Here is an 18,301-nt window from a genome sequence, read left to right on the forward strand (position 1 = left end):
CCCGCTACGGCCAACCGTACCCGAGAGGGCTTTCAGTCGAGATCGATGCGCTCGCCCGGGGCGGTGCCCCCGCCCTTGTCCTTGCCGCCGGGGGAGGTCCAGCGGGCCTCCTGGGCCTGGACCGCGGAGCGGTAGGCCGCGAGGAGTTCGCCGCCGGCCGCGGCCAGGTGGTCGAAGACGTCCGGGTTGCGCTCCATGACGGGCTCGACGGCGTTCTTCGCCTGTTGCACGACCTGCCGGACCACCTGCTGGGCGGCGGGCCCGGCCACCGCCCCGAGGAACGGGGTCTGAAGGCCGGAGAGCTTGTCGGCGACGGCGTCGACGAGCTTGCGCAGCTCCTCGGCGGCCGACCCCGGCGGAGGGCCGTACTGGGCGCGCCGGCGGGTCTTCTCCGCCTCCAGGTCCTCGGCGCAGGCGGTGGCCCAGGCGTCGGCGTCCGTCGCCCGTACCTCGTCCGCGGCCTCGGAGGCGCCGGCTGTGGGCTGCTCTTCGCTCATGACGGACTCCTGACTACGGCTCGTCCCTACGACGTTACCCGAACGGCCGTACCGGTTTCACCGTCAGCGCGGCCACAGCTCCGGGTCGGGCGCGAAGCGCAGCCGCAGCTCGCCGTCGCGCAGGGCGGCCCCGGCGACCGTGCAGCGGCGCAGCGCGGAGGGCAGCGCGACGATCCTGCGGAAGCCGCCGACGGTGATGACGACCTCGTCGCCGCGCCGGACGAGGTCGAGGTCGTCCCGTATCGCGCCGGGCAGCGGGATGTGCCAGACCAGGACGCCGTCCCCCTCGATCAGGTCGGCGACGGGCCACTCGACCGGGGCGGGCTCCGTGTTGACGCCGGGCACGGCGAGCGCGGCGAGGTCGTCGGTGCCGCGCGGGTCGTGGCCGAGGTGGGCGACGGGGGACACGGGGTGGGCCTCCGCCCACTCGGCGAGGGCCTTGCGCTGCTGGGCGACGAGCCCGTGCAGGGGGGTGTCCTCGGGCAGCACGCGGTTGGCGACCAGGGTCTCGGTGGGCAGGCCGCGCAGGGCCAGTCCGAGGCGGGCGGCGCGGACGGCGTCGGCGCCCGCCGGGCCGGGTTCGGCGACCAGTCGTACGGCGGTGCGGCGGTCGCCGAGGACGGCCTCGACGGCGGCGAGCTCCACGTCCCAGCGGGCGGCGGTCTCGTAGAGCCAGTCGGCGGGCATGGGGACACCGGCGAGCCGGCCGAGGACGGGCCGCAGGGCACGGGCGGCCTGCCGTTCCGGTGGCAGCAGGCGGCGCAGGTAACGGCGGAGTTCCTCGGGGAGCGCGAGCAGGTCGAGGGCGCGCGGGGCGGGCGGCAGGTCGACGACGAGCAGGTCGTAGCGGTCCGAGAGGGCCGCGTCCCGCAGGGCCCGCAGCAGGGACAGCTCCTCGGCGCCGGGGAGGGGGGTGAGTTCCTCGGCGTCCAGGCGGGAGGCGCCGAGCAGGTCGAGGACGTTCGCGGCGCGGGTCTGGAAGGCGGTGAGGTCCTCGCGGAAGCGGACGGCCGCGTCGGGGCGCCAGGCGGTGAGGGTGGGGGTGACCCGGGTGGGTTCCGGTCCTGTCGCCGTGCCCAGCGCCGCGCCGAGGGTGTCGGTGCGGTCGGCGCCGAGCACGAGGGTGGGGGTGCCCGCAGCGGCGGCGCGCAGGGCGGTGGCCGCGGCGACCGTCGTACGACCGCTGCCGCCGGGGCCGGTGATCAGGATGGTGCGCATGAGGGTGAACCGTAACGGACGTCCAGGTGAGCCCTCGCTGGCCGGCGCCCGGGGTGTCTGTCACTTACCGGCGTGAGCAGGGCGGCTACAGCGAAGCGCCCCGTCAGGGGCGCTGGGGGTGCCCCCGGCCGAAGGCTGGGGGGAGGAACTGCGCGACAAGCCCCCAGGCACCCGGAGCCCTACGACTGCTCTCCCGCCTCCACCCTCTTCTTCAGCCCCGCCAGCGCGCGGTCGATGATGACCTTCTCGGCCTTGCGCTTGATCATCCCCAGCATCGGGATCTTGACGTCCACCGTCAGCGAGTACGTGACCTCGGTCGCCCCCGCCCCCGCCGGCTTCAGCAGGTACGACCCGTCCAGCGACCGCAGCATCTGCGACTTCACCAGCGTCCAGGAGACCTCGTTGTCACCGGTCCACGTGTACCCGAGCGTCTGGTCGTCCTTGATCGCACCCGCGTCCATGACGAGGCGGACCTGCTCGGCGCGCCCCCGGGCGTCGGTCTTGAGCACCTCCGCCTCCTTCACCTCACCGGTCCAGTCCGGATACCGGGCGAAGTCGGCGATCACCGCCATGACGTCGGCCGGGGCCGCCTCGATCGTGATGCTCGAGCTGGTGTGTTCCGCCATCGCCGTGGCTCCTCCGGATGCAGGCCGGTATGAAGAGGTCGCTGCACGCGCGTGCGCACGCGTGTGCAGCGTGAAGGCTACCGCGCGCCCGACCAGCAGCCTTCACCCCCGTGTCCGGGGCTGTCACCATTCGAGCGCCCAGGGCCGCCCCGCGCTGGCGAAGTGCCCGACGTTCACGCACTCGGTGGCGCCGATCCGCATGCGTTTCACCAGCGGCTGGTGGACATGTCCGAAGAGGGAGTAGCGCGGCCGGGTGCGCCGGATGGCGTCCAGCAGCGCGCGGCTGCCCCGTTCGAAGCGGCGCGCCACGGTGTCGTAGACCAGCTCGGGCACCTCCGGCGGGATGTGCGTGCAGAGCACGTCGACCTCGCCGACCGCCTCGATCTTCGCCGCGTACTCCTCGTCGGAGATCTCGTAGGGGGTGCGCATCGGGGTGCGCAGGCCGCCGCCCACGAAGCCGAACACCCACCCGCCGATCTCCACCCGCTGCCCGTCCAGGACCGTCGTGCCGGGCCCCGCGTACTCGGGCCACAGCTGCGGCATGTCGACGTTGCCGTAGGTCGCGTACGTCGGTGCCGGGAACGCCGCGAACATCTCTGCGTACTGCTTGCGCACCGCCTTCTCGATCGCGCTCGCCCGGTCCATGTCGATCCCGCCCCACAGCCGCGCACCCAGCTCCCGGGCCTCCGCGAAGCGGCGGGCGGTGCGCAGTTCGACGAGGCGGTCGGCGTTCTCGACGCCGAACAGGTCGGGGAAGATGCCGCGGGAGTGGTCGGCGTAGTCGAGGAAGAGGACGAGGTCGCCGAGACAGATCAGGGCGTCGGCACCGTCGCCGGCCCTGGCCAGGTCACGGGCGTTGCCGTGGACGTCGCTGACCACGTGGACGCGGGTCCTTCGGACGCCGGGGGGTGTGGCTGCCATGGTGATCAAGGGTAGGTCGGGCGGCGCACTTGTGAACAGGCGATGGGCGGACCTGCGGTTACTGGTCAGTCACTACAGCCGTGGACTACCGTACGCGAAGGAACACCAACCTGTGTGACGCAGCGAACATCTCGCCGGGACCCCCTGTCGAAGAAGCCATACCGGCGGGTAACGTCCGGGCAGTCCAGTCGTCCTCAGGATTTCAACCAACGGATCTTCCGGCCCGCGGCGAAGCCCTGAGTACCTGCCCGAGCCGTGGACCGCACCGTCGCATCGCACAACGTCGTGGCGCCGGCGCCCTATGAGGAGCAGCAGTCTTGCGCGAGTTCAGCCTTCCGGCTTTGTACGAGGTCCCCGCGGACGGAAACCTGACCGACATCGTCCGCAGAAACGCCGCGCAGCATCCGGACGTCGCCGTGATGGCCCGCAAGGTCGGCGGCGTCTGGCAGGACGTCACCGCCACCGCCTTCCTCGCCGAGGTGCACGCGGCCGCCAAGGGCCTCATCGCCGCCGGGATCCAGCCCGGCGACCGGGTCGGCCTGATGTCCCGCACCCGCTACGAGTGGACGCTCCTCGACTTCGCGATCTGGTGCGCCGGCGCGGTCACCGTGCCGGTGTACGAGACCAGCTCGCCGGAGCAGGTGCAGTGGATCCTCAGCGACTCCGGGGCCACCGCCTGCATCGTGGAACTCGACAGCCACACGGCCGCCGTGGAGTCGGTGCGCGAGACGCTGCCCGCGCTCAAGCACGTCTGGGGGATCGAGGCCGGCGCCCTGGAGGAGCTGGGCAGGCTCGGCCAGGGCGTGACCGACGCGACCGTCGAGGAGCGCAGCTCGCAGGCGAAGGCGGACGACCCGGCGACCATCGTCTACACGAGCGGTACGACCGGGCGTCCCAAGGGCTGTGTGCTCACCCACCGCAGCTTCTTCGCGGAGTGCGGGAACATCGTGGAGCGACTGCGCCCGCTGTTCCGCACCGGCGAGTGTTCCGTGCTGCTCTTCCTCCCGCTCGCGCACGTCTTCGGCAGGCTCGTGCAGATCGCCCCGATGATGGCGCCGATCAAGCTGGGCTGCGTCCCGGACATCAAGAACCTCACCGACGAGCTGGCCTCCTTCCGGCCGACGCTGGTCCTCGGCGTCCCCCGGGTCTTCGAGAAGGTGTACAACTCGGCGCGCGCCAAGGCGCAGGCCGACGGCAAGGGCAAGATCTTCGACAAGGCGGCGGACACCGCGATCGCGTACAGCCAGGCACTGGACACGCCGTCCGGCCCGTCCCTCGGCCTGAAGATCAAGCACCGGACCTTCGACAAGCTCGTCTACAGCAAGCTGCGGGCGGTGCTCGGCGGCAAGGGCGAGTACGCCATCTCCGGCGGCGCCCCGCTCGGCGAGCGTCTCGGGCACTTCTTCCGCGGCATCGGCTTCACGGTCCTGGAGGGCTACGGCCTGACCGAGTCCTGCGCGGCGACCGCGTTCAACCCCTGGGACCGGCAGAAGATCGGCACGGTCGGTCAGCCGCTGCCCGGTTCGGTGGTCCGGATCGCGGACGACGGCGAGGTGCTGCTGCACGGCGAGCACCTGTTCAAGGGCTACTGGAACAACGAGGCCGCGACCGCCGAGGCGCTGGCCGACGGCTGGTTCCACACCGGGGACATCGGCACCCTGGACGAGGACGGCTACCTCAGGATCACCGGCCGCAAGAAGGAGATCATCGTCACCGCGGGCGGCAAGAACGTCGCCCCGGCCGTGATCGAGGACCGGATCCGCGCGCACGCGCTGGTCGCGGAGTGCATGGTGGTGGGCGACGGGCGGCCGTTCGTGGGCGCGCTGGTCACCATCGACGAGGAGTTCCTGGGCCGCTGGGCGGCCGAGCACGGGAAGCCGGCGGGTGCCACCGCGGCGTCGCTGCGTGACGACCCGGATCTGAACGCTGCGATCCAGGCCGCGGTCGACGACGGCAACGCCGCGGTGTCGAAGGCGGAATCGGTGCGGAAGTTCCGCATTCTGTCCTCCCAGTTCTCGGAGGAGTCGGGCCACCTGACGCCGTCCCTGAAGCTCAAGCGCAATGTGGTGGCGAAGGACTACGCGAACGAGATCGAGGCCATCTACCAGAAGTAGGACGGCGCGTGCGGCTCGGCGGGTCTCAGAAGTCCTGGGCCAGAACCCGTTCCATCGTCCGCTCGGCGAGCGCGGTGATGGTCACGAACGGGTTCACGCCGATGTTCCCGGGGACCAGGGAGCCGTCCGTGACGTACAGCTTCGAATAGCCCTTCACACGGCCGTAGTCGTCGGTCGCCTGCCCCAGGACGCAGCCGCCCAGCGGGTGGTAGCAGAAGTCGTCCGCGAACACCTTGCTCGACGACCCGAACAGGTCGTACCGGTAGATCGTCGCGTTGGCCGCGTTGATCCGGTCGAACAGCTTCTTGGCCATGGCGACCGAGACCGCGCTCTGGGCCGCGGTCCAGCCCAGCTTCACCGCGTCGCTCGCGGAGTCGTAGGTGAACGTGGCGCGTTGCGGGTTCTTGGTGATCGCCAGGTACAGGCTCACCCAGGTCTCGAACCCGATGGGCAGTGGCGCGATCTCCGCGAAGACCGGGTTGTCGGTGTTGGCCCAGTCGTCGATGCCCATCACCGGCATGGTCGACTGGTTGGCGCCGGTGGTGTCCCAGATGTGGTTGGCGCGTCCGAGCATGGTGTTGCCGTTGGTGCTCCAGCCGCCGCCCACGCGGGAGTCGAGCGCGGGCAGCGCCCCGGTGTCCCTGGCCCGCACGAGCAGCTCGGTGGTGCCGAGGCTGCCGCCGCCGAGGAACAGGTACGTGCAGCTGTACTGCTTGCTCTCGACCACGGCCCCGGTCGTGTCGATCCGGTCGACGCTCAGCACGTACGACCCGTCGGCGGCCCGGGTGACCGCCTTGACCTTCTCCAGGGTGTGGATGGTCAGGTTGCCGGTGCCCAGGGCGGCGGCGAGGTAGGTCTTGTCGAGGCTCTTCTTGCCGTGGTTGTTGCCGTAGATGACCTCCTGGGCGAGCGCGGACTTCGGGACGGTGCCGGCGGCCTCCTGCGCCATGTACCCGAAGTCGTAGACGTTCGGTACGAAGGTGGTGGTGAGCCCGGTGTTGGCGGCGGCCTTCCGCGAGGTCCGGGCGAACTGGTACCACTCGGTCGACTCGAACCAGGTGGGGTCGACGGAGTTCACGCCGAGCATGGCGCGGGCGCGCGGGTAGTACGTGGTGTACATCGCGTTCGCGTCCACGGTCGGGAACTGCTCGGTGAAGTACGACTGGCGGGGCGTGACCGCCATCCCGCCGTTGACCAGGGACCCGCCGCCGACGCCCCGTCCCACGTACACGGACATGTTGTCGTAGTGCACCCGGTCCAGGACGCCGGGATAGGCGGTGATGTTTTTGTTGACGACGTCCAGCCAGAGGAACGTGGCGAGCGGTGCCTCGGTGCGGGTCTTGAACCACATGGACCGCTGGTCCGGGGCGGCGGTGGAGCAGAAGATCTTTCCGTCGGAGCCCGCCGTGTTCCACAGCTGCCCCATCTCGATCATGAGGGTGCGCACCCCGGCCTGTCCGAGCCGGAGCGCGGCCACAGCCCCGCCGTAGCCCGAACCGACCACGATGGCGGGCGCGTTGTCGACGGCGGCGGCCTCCTCGGCGGCCTGCGCCGACTGGAGCTGGACCCGGGTGAGACCGGCCGCGGCGGCGGTCTGGAGGGCGATCATGCCCAGAATGTGACGTCTCGTCAGCTGACGCTGCATCAGTTTTGCTGCCATGCGCGCAGCATGTGCGGATTTTCCGGTTCCGCCTAGGGGCCCCGCACTCTTTGCCGCAGGCCCTTGGAACAGACTTTTACAACAGCTCTTTCAGCCTCTCCGCGAGGAGATCCCACCGCCACTTCTCCTCGACCCACTGCCGCCCCCGCTCCCCCATCCGCCGCCGCAGCTCCGCGTCCCCCAGCAGCACGACGATCCGCTCGGCGGCCTCCGCCACGACCCCGCCCCGCACCACCCACCCGGTCTCCCCGTCGAGCACCGCGTCCGGCGCGCCCCCGGAGTCCCCGGCCACCACCGGCAGCCCGGTCGCCGAGGCCTCCAGGTACACGATCCCGAGCCCCTCCACGTCCAGCCCGCCCCGCCGGGTCCGGCACGGCATCGCGAACACGTCACCCGCCCCGAAGTGCGCCGGCAGCTCGGCCCACGGCACGGCCCCCGTGAACCGCACCGACGCCTCGACGCCGGTCTCCCGGGCCAGCCGCCGCAGGTCGCCCTCGTACGGGCCGCCCCCGACAATCAGCAGCACCGCGTCCGGCTCGGCGGCCAGGATCCGCGGCATCGCGCGGATCAGCGTGTCCTGCCCCTTGCGCGGCACCAGCCGCGAGACGCACACCACCACCGGCCGGTCGGTCAGCCCCAGCCGCGCCCGCACCTCGGCGCCCCCGGAGCCGGGATGGAAGGTCTTCTCGTCCACGCCCGGCGGCAGCTGCACCATCCGGGCCGCCGCCCGCGCACTGAGCGCGGTCGCGATCCGGGACCGGGTGTACTCGCCCAGGTAGGTGATCGTGTCGGTGGTCTCGCCGATCCGCCCGAGCAGCTGCCGCGCGGCGGGCAGCTGGGCCCACCCGGCCTCGTGCCCGTGCGTGGTGGCCACCAGCCGCTCGGCACCCGCCCGGCGCAGCGCCGGCGCCATCAGCCCGAGCGGCGCCGCCGCCCCGAACCACACGGACGTGCACCCGTGCTCCCGGAGCAGCCCGACCGCCGTGCGGGTCGCCCCGGGCGTCGGCAGCAGCATCGTCGTACGATCGCGTACGACGGTGAAGGGCTGCTCCGCGTCGAACGCGGCGGTGGCCAGGGCGCCCTCCCGGCTCCGCTTCCACGTGGACGCGTAGACGACGAGCCGCTCGGGGTCCAGCCGCAGGGCCATGTTGTGCAGGAAGGCCTGGATCCCGCCCGGCCGGGGCGGGAAGTCGTTCGTCACGATGAGGGTCTTGTGCATCGCCGCAGACCTTACCCGCACCGTCCGTCCGGCCGTGCCTCATGGCTCCCGCACAGGCCCGCGGGAGATCATGTGGCCCGACCGGACACGGCACACCGAAGGACAGGGGCTCAGGTGGACACGACGGGCGTGAAGCGTGCCCCGGCGTCGCTGCTCGGCGTCTGGGGGGTCACCCGGCTGGTGCTGCTGCTCTTCGTCCTCAAGGTGTTCGTCCTGCCCGGCGCGGACGTCACCACCGACGTGTCCGTGATCTACCAGGGCTGGTACGAGGTCCTGCGGCACGGCACGTTCCCGCTGGACGACGTCACCTGGCAGTACCCGCCGGCCGCCGCCCTGGCGATCCTCTCCCCCGGCCTCCTGCCCTTCCTGGCCTACCCGACCGCCTTCTTCGTGCTGGCCCTCCTCGCCGACCTGGTGGTGCTGGCCCTGCTGCTCCACACGGGCCGGCGCCCCGGCCGTACGCTGCGCGGCGCCTGGGTCTGGGTGCTCGGCGTGCCGCTGCTCGGCCCGACCGTGTACTGCCGCTACGACCTGATGGTCACCGCCGTCGCGGTGGCCGCGCTGCTCGCCGGGGCCCGGCATCCCCGGATCATGGGGGCGCTGGCCGGGTTCGGCGCGATGGTCAAGGTGTGGCCGGCGCTGCTCCTGGTGGGTGCGGTACGGCGGCGGGCCTGGGCGTGGGCGGCGCTCACGGCGGGCGCGGTCGGAGCGCTGTTCGCGGTGGCCGCGCCGGGCGCGTTCGCGTTCCTCGCCTTCCAGCGTGACCGGGGCACCGAGGTGGAGTCGCTGGGCGGGCTGGTCTTCCACGTCGCCCGGCACTTCGGCTGGCACGGCGAGGTGCTGCTCCACTACGGCTCGATCGAATTCCTCGGCCCGCACGTGCGGGCGGTGAGTTCGGCGGCCCTGCTGCTCACCGTGCTCGCCTTCGGCTGGCTGCTGCTGTGGCGGCTGTCGGCGGCCCGTTTCCGCTCCCACACGCTCGCGGACGCCGCGTTCACCGCCGTGCTGATGTTCACGGTCACCAGCCGGGTGATCAGCCCCCAGTACCTGGTGTGGCTGGTGGGCCTGGCCGCCGTCTGCCTGTGCTTCCGGGCCGGCCGGATGACCGTGCCGGCGGTGCTGGTCCTGCTGGCGGCCTTCGTGACGGTCCTGGAGTTCCCGATCGGCTTCGCGCACGTCGTGGTGAGCGACTGGTACGGCGTCGCCCTCCTGCTGCTGCGCAACGGCCTGCTGGTCGCGGCGGCCGGTACGGCGGCACGCGTGCTGTGGCGGTCCACCGTGACCGCGGTGGCGTCCCCGCCGGTGCCCGTCCGGCGGGGCGCCGCGCCGGAGGAGAAGCTCACTCAGTCGCCGAGCTGAGCCGTCAGGTAGGCGCGCCAGCGTTCGGTGAAGGCCGGCAGGGTGGTGCCGAGCTCCTTGCGCAGGGCGTCCTCCACCGCGCCCGTGCGGGCCGGGTGGGCCCCGACGGCCCGGTAGAAGGCGCCCAGCCGCTCCTCGCCCCAGTGGGCGGCGATCATCCGGCAGGCCAGCCAGCCGCCCTCGTAGGCCTGGGCCAGTTTGGTGGGGTCGTCGGTGAAGCCGAACTCCTTGTCCGCCGGGAGGCCCGCCGGTACCTGCCCGGACCGGACGGCGCGGGCGAGTTCCGGGGCGGCCTCGGTGGGGGTGCGGCCGGTGTCGAGGTAGCCGATCCAGTCGGCGTAGCCCTCGGAGAGCCACAGCGGGGTGGCGGGCGTGGTGTGGGCGCGGGTGGCGACATGGGTGGTCTCGTGGGTGAGGACCACCTGCTTGCCGACCGGGGCGAGGACGGCGTACGCCTCCGGGTTGAGGATCACCCGGTCCGCGGGGGTCCGCCCGGAGCCTCCCACCTCGCCGGTGGTGACGGCGGCGATGCCCCGGTAGTTGGCGGCGGGCGCGCCGAGCAGGCCCGCCATGGCGTCCAGCGACCTGGGCACGAGCAGGACCACCCGCCGGGTCCAGTCCGCGCCCCAGGCCTTGGTGACCTCCGGGACGGCGGTGTCGGCGAGGCGGGCGTAGCCGCGCAGCGCGCTCTCGGACTGGCCGACGCCGAGGACCAGGCTGTGGGTGCCCCGGACCGTGCGTACCGTGCCCTGGTCCCACAGTTGCTGGCCGGTCTCCTCGGCGGGCCGGTCACGGGTGACGTACCACCGGCCGTCGGCGGTGCGGTCCAGGGTGAGCGTACGGGCGGTGGTCACCGGCGCCGCGTCGTAGCCCCGGATCCGGAAGCTGAGCTGGGCGTCGGCGGTGGCCCCGGCGCCGTCCCGGTGCACTGCGGTCACCCGGTAGCTCCACTGCGCGAGCGGTACGGCCCGCAGGTTCGCGTACGAACCCACGGTGCCCGTCTCGCCGTACGCGCGCCGGTCGTGGCCGAGGACGGCGGCCGCGCGCCGGTCCAGGACCCGCTGCACCTGTGCCGTCGCCGTGCCCGCCGACGGCTGTCCGCCATCGCATCCGGCCAGCGGCAGGAGCAGCAGACACAGCCCCACCGCTCCTGAGCGCCACGCCCGCCAACGACCAGCCACTTGCCGATCGTACGGGGCGGGGCGCGCGATTCAGGGCCGGGTGACGGAGGACACCGGCATCATCCCGACCGGGTCGTAGCGGACCGGGGCGCCCGGGTAGGGGGCGTGGATGACCTGGCCGTTGCCGACGTACATCGCCACATGGCTGGCGTCGGACCGGTAGACGACCAGGTCACCGGGTTGCACCTGGGAGAGCGGGACCTGGTGGCCGGCGTAGCGCTGCTCCTGCGAGGTGCGCGGCAGGTGGATGCCGGCGTGCGCGTACGACCACTGCATCAGGCCCGAGCAGTCGAAGCCGGAGGGGCCGCTGGCACCCCAGACGTAGGGCTTGCCCAGGGCGGAGCGGGCGGCGGCGATCGCGGCGGCGGCGCGGGCGTCCGGGGGGAGCGCACCGGTCAGGTCGGGCAGGTCGGCGCGGCCGTCACCGCGGGAGGCGTGCTCGAAGGCGGCGCGGTCCGCGGTGGGCAGCGCGTTGAGCAGGGTCCGGGCCTGGGCGAGCTTGCGTTCCACGACGGCCTTGTGGGAGGCGACCGCGCGACGGCTGCGCTCCAGTTCGGCGAGTTTCCCGGCGGCCTCGGCGCGCTCCTGGGCGAGTTCGCGCATCGCCGACTGGAGTTCGCCGAGCTGCCCGGCCCGGCGGACGTCGATGCGGTCGAGGAGGGACGCCCGGTCGAGGTACTGCTCGGGGTCGTCGGAGAACAGCAGGGCCACGGTGGGGTCGAGGCCCCCGGCGCGGTACTGGGCGCCGGCCAGCGAACCGAGCGCCTCCCGCAGGGTGTTGATGCGCTGCTGCTGGCGGGCGATCCGGTCCTGGGAGTCGTGCACCTCCCGGCGCAGCGTGCCGGCCTGTTCGTCGGCCTTGTCGTAGGCCTGGGTCGCCTCCTCGGCCTGCTGGTACAACCGGTCCACCTCGGCCCGGGTGTCGGTCCGCGGGGCGGCGCTCGCGGGCACCGCGCCGAGGGCGGCGGCCGCGGCCGACAGCGCACAGAGGGCGGCACCGGCGCCCCGGTTGAACCCGGACGGTGCGAGACGGCGATGAGACCCCAAGGGAGCCCGCACTCCTTCCGATCGTCGGAGGCCGGCGGTCTTCCCCGGTTCCGGGGGAACGCGCCGGCACTGACGCCCTCCCCCTCCCGGCGGGCGGGGGATTCCGGTCCGCGCCGCTCGGCGGCGCCACCGCGGGTTCCTGCTTCACGGGCCGCGGCCCACCCTTGCGGGTCGGTCTCGCGCAGCCTCCACAGGCCTGACATTCCGCCCGTCCGGCGGTAGGTCCGACGATTTCCGTCTTCGGACGCGGCGATGCTAGCCGCGCCGGGACATCACGGCCAAAGACCCGCCACGGGGCACGACGAAGAGCCCCGCCTCTGACGCAGGTCAGGGCGGGGCGGGGGTCACATCACGCTGACAGGATTCGCCCGTTCGGGCGCCACCGCGAGTTGATCTTCGGCCGTACGGGTGTCGCGATGACCGGATGGGGTGGTCAGATCCGGACGCCGAACTCGAAGGTCATGTCGCTCATCGCCTCGTAGCGGACGACGGCACCCGTGTGCGGGGCGTGCAGCACCTGACCGTTGCCCGCGTACAGGCCGACGTGGTGGTAGTCGCCGAAGAAGATGACCAGGTCGCCGACCTTGAGGTCGCTCTCGCTGTAGATGCGGGTACCGGCGTTGGCCTGCGCCTCGGAGGTGCGCGGGATGGTGACGCCGGCCTGGGCGTAGGCCCAGGAGGTCAGACCCGAGCAGTCGAAGGAGGACGGTCCGGAGGCGCCGTAGACGTAGGGCGAGCCGATCACGGACTGGGCGGCGGCGAAGGCGGCGGCGGCCCGGCCGGAGGCGGAGCCGGTGTTGCCGAGGTCCACCCGGGCGGTGGCACGGCTGGCGGCCTGGGCCTGCTCCCTGTCGAGCGCTGCCTTCTCCTTGGCCGTCAGGGTGTTGAGCAGCTTCTGCGCGTCGGCGAGCTTGCCCTGGACGGCGGTCTTCTGCTTGGCCAGCTCGGCACGGGTGGCGGAGAGGTCCTTCAGCTTGTCCGAGGCCTCTGCCCGCTCCTGGGCGAGTTCGCGCTGTTTGTCCTGGATCTTCTTCAGGGCCTCGACCTGCTGGCTGCTCAACTGGTCGAGCGTGGAGGCCTTGTCGAGGTAGTCGTCGGGGTTCGACGAGAGGAAGAGCTGGACGGAGGGGTCTATGCCGCCGGAGCGGTACTGCGCGGTGGCCAGCGAACCGAGGCTGTCCCGCAGCTTGTTGAGGTCCTCCTGGCCACGAGCCACGTTGTCCTGGATCGTGGAGATCTCCTTCTGCAGCTTCTGCTGCTTGTCCTTGGCGCCGTCCAGCTTCTCGGTGGCCTGCTCGGCCTCCTCGTAGAGCTTGTCGACCTTCGCCTTGACCTCGTCCTTGCTCAGCTTCTGGCTGGGCGCCGCGTTGGCGGCGTTGGCACTGAGGACTACGGCCGCCGCTGCTGCGGTGGTGAGCACGGTCACGCGCGCACGGCTCGGCTGCTTGGGTCGACGATGGGACGCCACGGAGACGGGCTCCTTCTTTTGAGTGATCACCCGTGTGGAGGTTCGAGCCCAGACCCTAGTGACCCTCCTGTGATCAGTTCAAACCCAGGAGCCAAAAATCTGGTCACGCAACGCACTCTTTGCACAGAACTAACCTGCCGTGATGCCGGATTGACGCTACGTTGCGTGACTGTTCGGTCAATTCGGGCATTGCATATGCACGTTGCGCTTTCAGGACAGTCGCTTCAGAAGCATCGCAGAAGCCACCGGCCGGGCACCCGCCTTCGCGACCCCGTCGGCGACCTCGCGGTCGGTCGAGGCGACGATCACCGGGCGACCCGGCGGCTCGGCGCGCACCAGCTGGCGGATCAGCTCGTCCGCGGTGACACCGGGCTTCGAGAAGAGCACCCGGACCCCGCGCGGCGGGGCGAGCAGCACCGGCGCGGCCAGTTCCGCGCCGTCGAAGACACAGGTGACCTCGGCGCCGGTCGCCGCGGCGAGCTGGGAGAGCTGGCCGAGCAGCCGCAGCCGCTGCTTCTCCAACGGCATCTGCGGATAACCGGTCTTGGTGACGTTGTAGCCGTCGACGACCAGGTGCGCCTGCGGCAGGGCGAGGAGCTGGTCGAGAATGGCAGGGTCGTGCTCGGACAGGGCGCGCGCCGCGATGTCCTTCGGGGTCATCCGGCCCGGCTCGACCGCGTCCACCGTCTCGGCGGGACGCACCGACACCGGCGGCAGGGCCAGTTCGCGGCGCAGGCCCTGGGCCGCGTCGAGCACGGTGTCGAGCAGCAGCCGCACTCTCATGTCCTCGACGCTGCGCCCCTCGCGGGCGGCCCGGCGGCTCGCCTCCAGGGCGGCCTCGACCTCGCCGAGCCGTGCCTTGAGCCGCCGGCTCTCGCTCTCGGCGGCGGACACCTGGCTCTGCCCCTCGGCCCGCACCGTCTCCAGATCGCCCTGCATCTTGCGCAGCGCGGCCTCACCGCGTCTGACGTCGCTGACGGCCGCGCGCAGCTTGCGGTGCAGCGATTCGGCTTCCTTCCTCGCCGCGTCCAGCTCGGCGCGCAGCCGCTCCGTCTCGCTGCGCGTCAGCTCCCGGGCCCGGTCCAGGTCCTCGCGCAGCCGCTCCAGCTCGGCCCGGCTCTCCTCGCCGGCCCGCTCGGCGTCCGCCCGCTGGGCCTCCTCGCCGGCCGCCGTCACGAGCTTCACCCAGTCGACGGGGCGCAGCACATAGGCCGCGGCCGCCACGTCGAGCGGGTCCGCGGCCGGGGGCGGGGAGCCGGAGTCCAGGGCGCCGGCCAGTTCCGGCTGGGCCTCTCTCAGCTTCTCCCCGATCCGCTGCCGGAAGAGGGGGTCCGTCTCCAGCGCGGCCGCCATCGCGTTGCCGGCGAACTTGGCCCGGCGATTGGGGGCGAACCGGGCGTACTGCCGCAGCTGCGCGGGCAGTTCGCCGACGGTCAGCCCGCCGAACCCGTCCGAGACGATCTGCACGACCCGCCGTCGCACTCCGTCGGGCAGCGGACGGTCAAGCACCTCGGCGGTGCCGTCGCCCGGCCCCCCGCCCGTGGTCTCCACCATCCGTCACACCCCATCACCTGTGCGGTGCCGCTCCCGGTCTCAGGAGCCGGCGCCCGGCCTGTCCACGAGTTCCACCTGGTCCACCGCGTTGCACCAGCGGCAGCGCACCGACTCGATGGTCTCACTGACCACCTCGCGCTCCTCGACGCTGGGCTCACCGGCCAGGTCCAGGTGCACGTACTCGACGACCTTCGACGAGCGGGTCACGTCGAAGCGCGTGAGGTTGCCGCAGAGGGTGCAGCGCCACCGCGTGGAGGCGGTCGGCAGGGGAACCGTCATCGTGGCTTGTTCGCTTCCTTCTAGTGTCCGTGACGCGCCGTGCCGACGCGTGTGGCTCGTACCCTACGGCCTGGTGGGCACCCGACGCCGCCCCGTCCACGGCGGCGAGGCGATCTGCGCGGTTGCGTCCCGTTACGCCATGCTCTATGTCCATGATCGGCAACTGGAACACGACGGCCGCCCGGACCCTGCGGGGCCTGCGGGGGACGTCCGCGCCCATGACGTACGCCCTGATCGCCGTGTGCTGCCTGGTCTTCGTTCTCGGGCCCGCCTCCGGCCTCACCCCCTCCTACGGCACCGGGGCGGCCCTGGCGGCGGCGCAGCGGGCGTATTTCCGGGGGTGGGGGGTGGTTCCGGCCGATCTGTTCGACGGGCCGGCCGGCGAGCTGCTCACCCCGGCCACGGCGCTGTTCATCCACGGCAGCTGGGTGCACCTGCTCGGCAACATGCTCTTCCTCTTCGTCTTCGGGGCGATGACCGAGGAACGGATGGGCCGGGTGGAGTTCACCCTCTTCTACCTCGGCTGCGGCTACCTCGCGCTGCTCGGCTACGCGGCGGCCAACGCCACGTCCCAGCAGTCCCTGGTGGGGGCGTCCGGGGCGATCTCGGCGGTCCTCGGGGCATTCCTCTACCTGTTCCCCAGCGCCCGCGTGACCAGTCTCCTGCCCTTCCTCTTCTTCCTGCCGCTGCGGTTCCCGGCCTGGGTGGTGCTGCCGTTCTGGGCGGCCCTGCAGTGGCTGGCCCTGGACCGGGCGCCCTCCGGCCCCGGCGTGGCCTACCTCGCCCACCTGATCGGCTTCGGCCTCGGCTTCGGCTACGCCTGGGTGAGATATGGCCGTACGACTAGAGTGAGATCCGCCCCAGCTCCGGCTCCCGAGGGAGAGAACCAGCCGTGATCACCGCGATCGTCCTCATCAAGACCAGCGTGGACCGGATCCCCGAGATCGCGGAACAGATCGCCGCGCTGGAGAGCGTCAGCGAGGTCTTCTCCGTCACCGGTACGTACGACCTGATCGCCATGGTCCGGGTGCAGCAGCACGAGGACCTGGCCGAGGTCATCCCGGGCCGGATCAGCAGGATCCAGGGCGTGGAGGCCACGGACACGCACGTCGCGTTCCGCACGTACTCCCAGCACGACCTGGAGGCGGCGTTCGCGATCGGCCTGGACAGCTGAGCGCCCTGAAGGGGGGCGGGGAACTGCGCGCTCAGCCACGACGGACCCGCAGTGGACCACGATGCTTCGCGCCCGGCTGCGGGCCGGTGGGGGCTGGTCGCGCAGTTCCCCGCGCCCCTCTGGGGCGCTGCCCCTGAGGTCGGTTGGATCACACCGCCGGGACGCAGCGGCCGTTCTCCGTGCGGTACGTCCACCTGGCGCCGTCGGCCACCAGTTCCCGCACGGCGTTCACGAAGCGCTCGACGTGCTCGTCCGGGGTGCCCGCGCCGAAGCTCACCCGGATCGCGTTCAGCGCCTTCTCGCCGGGTGCCGCCTCCGGTGCCCCGCACTCGCCCTGGGCCTGGGGGTCGGCGCCCAGCAGGGTCCTGACCAGGGGGTGGGCGCAGAAGAGGCCGTCGCGGACGCCGATGCCGTACTCGGCGGAGAGGGCGGCGGCGAAGTGGGAGCTGTTCCACCCCTCCACCACGAAACTGATCACGCCGACCCGCGGGGCGTCGTCGCCGAACAGGGAGAGGACCCTGACCTCGGGGATCTCGGCGAGGCCCGCGCGGACCCCGGCGATCAGGTGCTGCTCGCGGGCGACCAGGGTGTCCCAGCCCGCCTCGGTCAGCGCCTTGCAGGCGGAGGCGATGGAATAGGCGCCGATCACGTTGGGCGACCCGGCCTCGTGCCGCGCGGCGTTCTCGTGCCACTCCACGGCCACCGACCCGTCCTCGCGCCGGGTGACCTTGCGGCTGGCGCCGCCGCCCGCGAGGTACGGCTCGGCGGCCCGCAGCCAGTCGGCGCGGCCGGCCAGGACGCCGGAGCCGAAGGGGGCGTACAGCTTGTGGCCGGAGAAGGCGACCCAGTCGACGTCGAGGTCGCGGACGGAGACCGGGTGGTGCGGGGCGAGCTGGGCGGCGTCCAGGACGATCCGGGCACCGTGCGCGTGGGCGGCGGCGGCCAGCTCGCGCACCGGCCACAGTTCGCCGGTGACGTTGGAGGCGCCGGTGACGCAGACCAGGGCCGGGCCGTGCGGATCGCGGCCGGCGAGGGCCCGCTCCAGGGTGGCCACGGCCTGCCCCGGGGTGCGGGGGGCGTCGAGGTAGCTGACCCGGGCGTCCTGCCAGGGCAGCAGCGAGGCGTGGTGCTCGGTCTCGAAGACGAAGACCTGGCAGCCGGCGGGGAGGGCGCGGGCCAGGAGGTTCAGGGAGTCCGTGGTCGAGCGGGTGAAGACCAGCTCGTCGTCGGGGCGGCAGTCGAGGAACTCGGCGACGGTCTTCCGGGCGTTCTCGAAGAGGTCCGTGGACAGCTGGGAGAGGTATCCGGCGCCGCGGTGGACGCTGCCGTAGTACGGCGCGTACGCCGCCACGTCGTCCCAGACCCGCTGGAGGGCGGGGGCACTGGCCGCGTAGTCGAGAGCGGCGTAGCCGACCTCGCCGCCGGTGACGAGCGGGACGGTGACGTCCCGGCCCAGAACGGGCAGCGGGGCACAAACGGTACGGGCGGAGGCGGCGGTGGAGACAGACATGGGTGAACTCCCGTGGGCGCAGCTGGATTCCACCGTGCGAGCGGACGCGCTCGAAGCAACGGCGGGAAGGAAAAAGGGGGATGCGGAGGCGGGGCTCTGCGGCCCTATCGCATTCGCTTGCTCACGGAAGGCTCCTCGACGACCAGGACCCCTGGTGTACGAGGGGTCCGCGCTTGCCGTGGACCTCGCTGCCCACGGCCTGGTCCTCACCCGGGGCACCCCGCCACGGACGGAGGGTTGCCGGACAGTCGGCCGGGGCCTCATGACTGTCACTCATGACCTGGGAAGAAACGTAGGTGAACTGATCGCGGACGCGCAACTCCTGTCCGGATGACGGGACGGGTGTGAGGCGCGGGGGGGGGGGGGCGGGCCCCCCCCCCCCCCCCCCGCGCGGCGGCCCCGCAACCACGGGGGCGCCCCCCCCCACCGCAGCCGCGGCCCCGAGGCCCCCCCCCCGCCGCAAGCGTCCCCGGG

The 18,301-nt window shown here is 72.4% G+C and carries 16 protein-coding genes and 1 riboswitch; of the genes, 4 read left to right on the forward strand and 12 right to left on the reverse strand.

From position 1 onward, the window contains the following. Positions 1-32: 32 nt before the first annotated feature. The 4 genes from ACZ3KP_RS27325 to ACZ3KP_RS27340 form a co-directional block, all read right to left on the reverse strand. Positions 33-497, reverse strand: coding sequence for a DUF5304 domain-containing protein (locus ACZ3KP_RS27325; protein ID WP_467502398.1), 465 nt, complete (start codon positions 495-497; stop codon positions 33-35). 63 nt (positions 498-560) lie between these two features. After that, positions 561-1,715, reverse strand: a complete 1,155-nt coding sequence (locus ACZ3KP_RS27330; RefSeq protein ID WP_358975875.1) for an ArsA family ATPase — start codon at positions 1,713-1,715, stop codon at positions 561-563. A gap of 179 nt (positions 1,716-1,894) precedes the next feature. Then, the gene (locus tag ACZ3KP_RS27335) at positions 1,895-2,341 is read right to left on the reverse strand and encodes an SRPBCC family protein (protein ID WP_467502400.1); all 447 of its coding nucleotides are present in this window, start codon (positions 2,339-2,341) and stop codon (positions 1,895-1,897) included. A 123-nt stretch (positions 2,342-2,464) separates the two neighbouring features. Continuing rightward, on the reverse strand, positions 2,465-3,262 hold the full coding sequence (locus ACZ3KP_RS27340) for a metallophosphoesterase family protein (RefSeq protein WP_467502402.1): 798 nt from the start codon (positions 3,260-3,262) through the stop codon (positions 2,465-2,467). Between the two features lie 317 nt (positions 3,263-3,579). Between ACZ3KP_RS27340 and ACZ3KP_RS27345 the strand changes: the two genes are divergently transcribed. Beyond that, positions 3,580-5,376 (forward strand): AMP-dependent synthetase/ligase, encoded by a 1,797-nt coding sequence (locus ACZ3KP_RS27345; protein WP_358975884.1) that lies wholly within the window; start codon positions 3,580-3,582, stop codon positions 5,374-5,376. A 25-nt stretch (positions 5,377-5,401) separates the two neighbouring features. On the opposite strand, the gene ACZ3KP_RS27350 is transcribed toward ACZ3KP_RS27345, so the two are convergent. Continuing rightward, positions 5,402-7,021, reverse strand: a complete 1,620-nt coding sequence (locus ACZ3KP_RS27350; protein ID WP_467502429.1) for a GMC oxidoreductase — start codon at positions 7,019-7,021, stop codon at positions 5,402-5,404. A gap of 91 nt (positions 7,022-7,112) precedes the next feature. Then, entirely contained in the window at positions 7,113-8,255 is a 1,143-nt protein-coding gene (locus tag ACZ3KP_RS27355; RefSeq protein WP_360560430.1) for a glycosyltransferase family 4 protein, read from the reverse strand. 114 nt (positions 8,256-8,369) lie between these two features. Here ACZ3KP_RS27355 and ACZ3KP_RS27360 point away from each other — a divergent pair, with 114 nt between their 5' ends. Next, positions 8,370-9,614: a glycosyltransferase 87 family protein gene (locus ACZ3KP_RS27360; RefSeq protein WP_467502404.1), complete on the forward strand. Its 1,245-nt coding sequence runs from the start codon at positions 8,370-8,372 to the stop codon at positions 9,612-9,614. On the opposite strand, the gene ACZ3KP_RS27365 is transcribed toward ACZ3KP_RS27360, so the two are convergent. From ACZ3KP_RS27365 to ACZ3KP_RS27385, 5 genes are all read right to left on the reverse strand, one after another. Then, complete coding sequence (locus tag ACZ3KP_RS27365; protein WP_467502406.1) at positions 9,599-10,795, reverse strand: hypothetical protein; 1,197 nt, start codon at positions 10,793-10,795, stop codon at positions 9,599-9,601. The genes ACZ3KP_RS27360 and ACZ3KP_RS27365 overlap by 16 nt on opposite strands. Positions 10,796-10,825: 30 nt before the next feature. Continuing rightward, positions 10,826-11,842 (reverse strand): C40 family peptidase, encoded by a 1,017-nt coding sequence (locus ACZ3KP_RS27370; RefSeq protein ID WP_467502407.1) that lies wholly within the window; start codon positions 11,840-11,842, stop codon positions 10,826-10,828. Positions 11,843-12,275: 433 nt separating this feature from the next. Beyond that, positions 12,276-13,310 (reverse strand): C40 family peptidase, encoded by a 1,035-nt coding sequence (locus tag ACZ3KP_RS27375; protein WP_467502409.1) that lies wholly within the window; start codon positions 13,308-13,310, stop codon positions 12,276-12,278. A gap of 210 nt (positions 13,311-13,520) precedes the next feature. Beyond that, the gene (locus ACZ3KP_RS27380; protein WP_467502410.1) at positions 13,521-14,864 is read right to left on the reverse strand and encodes an NYN domain-containing protein; all 1,344 of its coding nucleotides are present in this window, start codon (positions 14,862-14,864) and stop codon (positions 13,521-13,523) included. 39 nt (positions 14,865-14,903) lie between these two features. Then, positions 14,904-15,143, reverse strand: coding sequence for a hypothetical protein (locus ACZ3KP_RS27385; RefSeq protein ID WP_132886322.1), 240 nt, complete (start codon positions 15,141-15,143; stop codon positions 14,904-14,906). Positions 15,144-15,295: 152 nt separating this feature from the next. Here ACZ3KP_RS27385 and ACZ3KP_RS27390 point away from each other — a divergent pair, with 152 nt between their 5' ends. After that, the gene (locus ACZ3KP_RS27390; RefSeq protein WP_360560478.1) at positions 15,296-16,039 is read left to right on the forward strand and encodes a rhomboid family intramembrane serine protease; all 744 of its coding nucleotides are present in this window, start codon (positions 15,296-15,298) and stop codon (positions 16,037-16,039) included. Continuing rightward, a complete protein-coding gene (locus ACZ3KP_RS27395; protein ID WP_132886324.1) occupies positions 16,036-16,317 on the forward strand; it encodes an Lrp/AsnC family transcriptional regulator in 282 nt (93 codons plus the stop codon). Before ACZ3KP_RS27390 ends, ACZ3KP_RS27395 begins: the two co-directional genes overlap by 4 nt. 148 nt (positions 16,318-16,465) lie before the next feature. Here ACZ3KP_RS27395 and ACZ3KP_RS27400 read toward each other — a convergent pair whose 3' ends face one another. Further along, positions 16,466-17,827 carry an aminotransferase class V-fold PLP-dependent enzyme gene (locus tag ACZ3KP_RS27400; protein ID WP_467502413.1) on the reverse strand — a complete coding sequence of 454 codons (1,362 nt, stop codon included), beginning with the start codon at positions 17,825-17,827 and terminating at the stop codon, positions 16,466-16,468. Between the two features lie 164 nt (positions 17,828-17,991). After that, positions 17,992-18,108, reverse strand: a riboswitch (SAM riboswitch). Between the last annotated feature and the right edge of the window lie 193 nt (positions 18,109-18,301).

The organism is Streptomyces sp. NPDC020958, assembly GCF_055562175.1.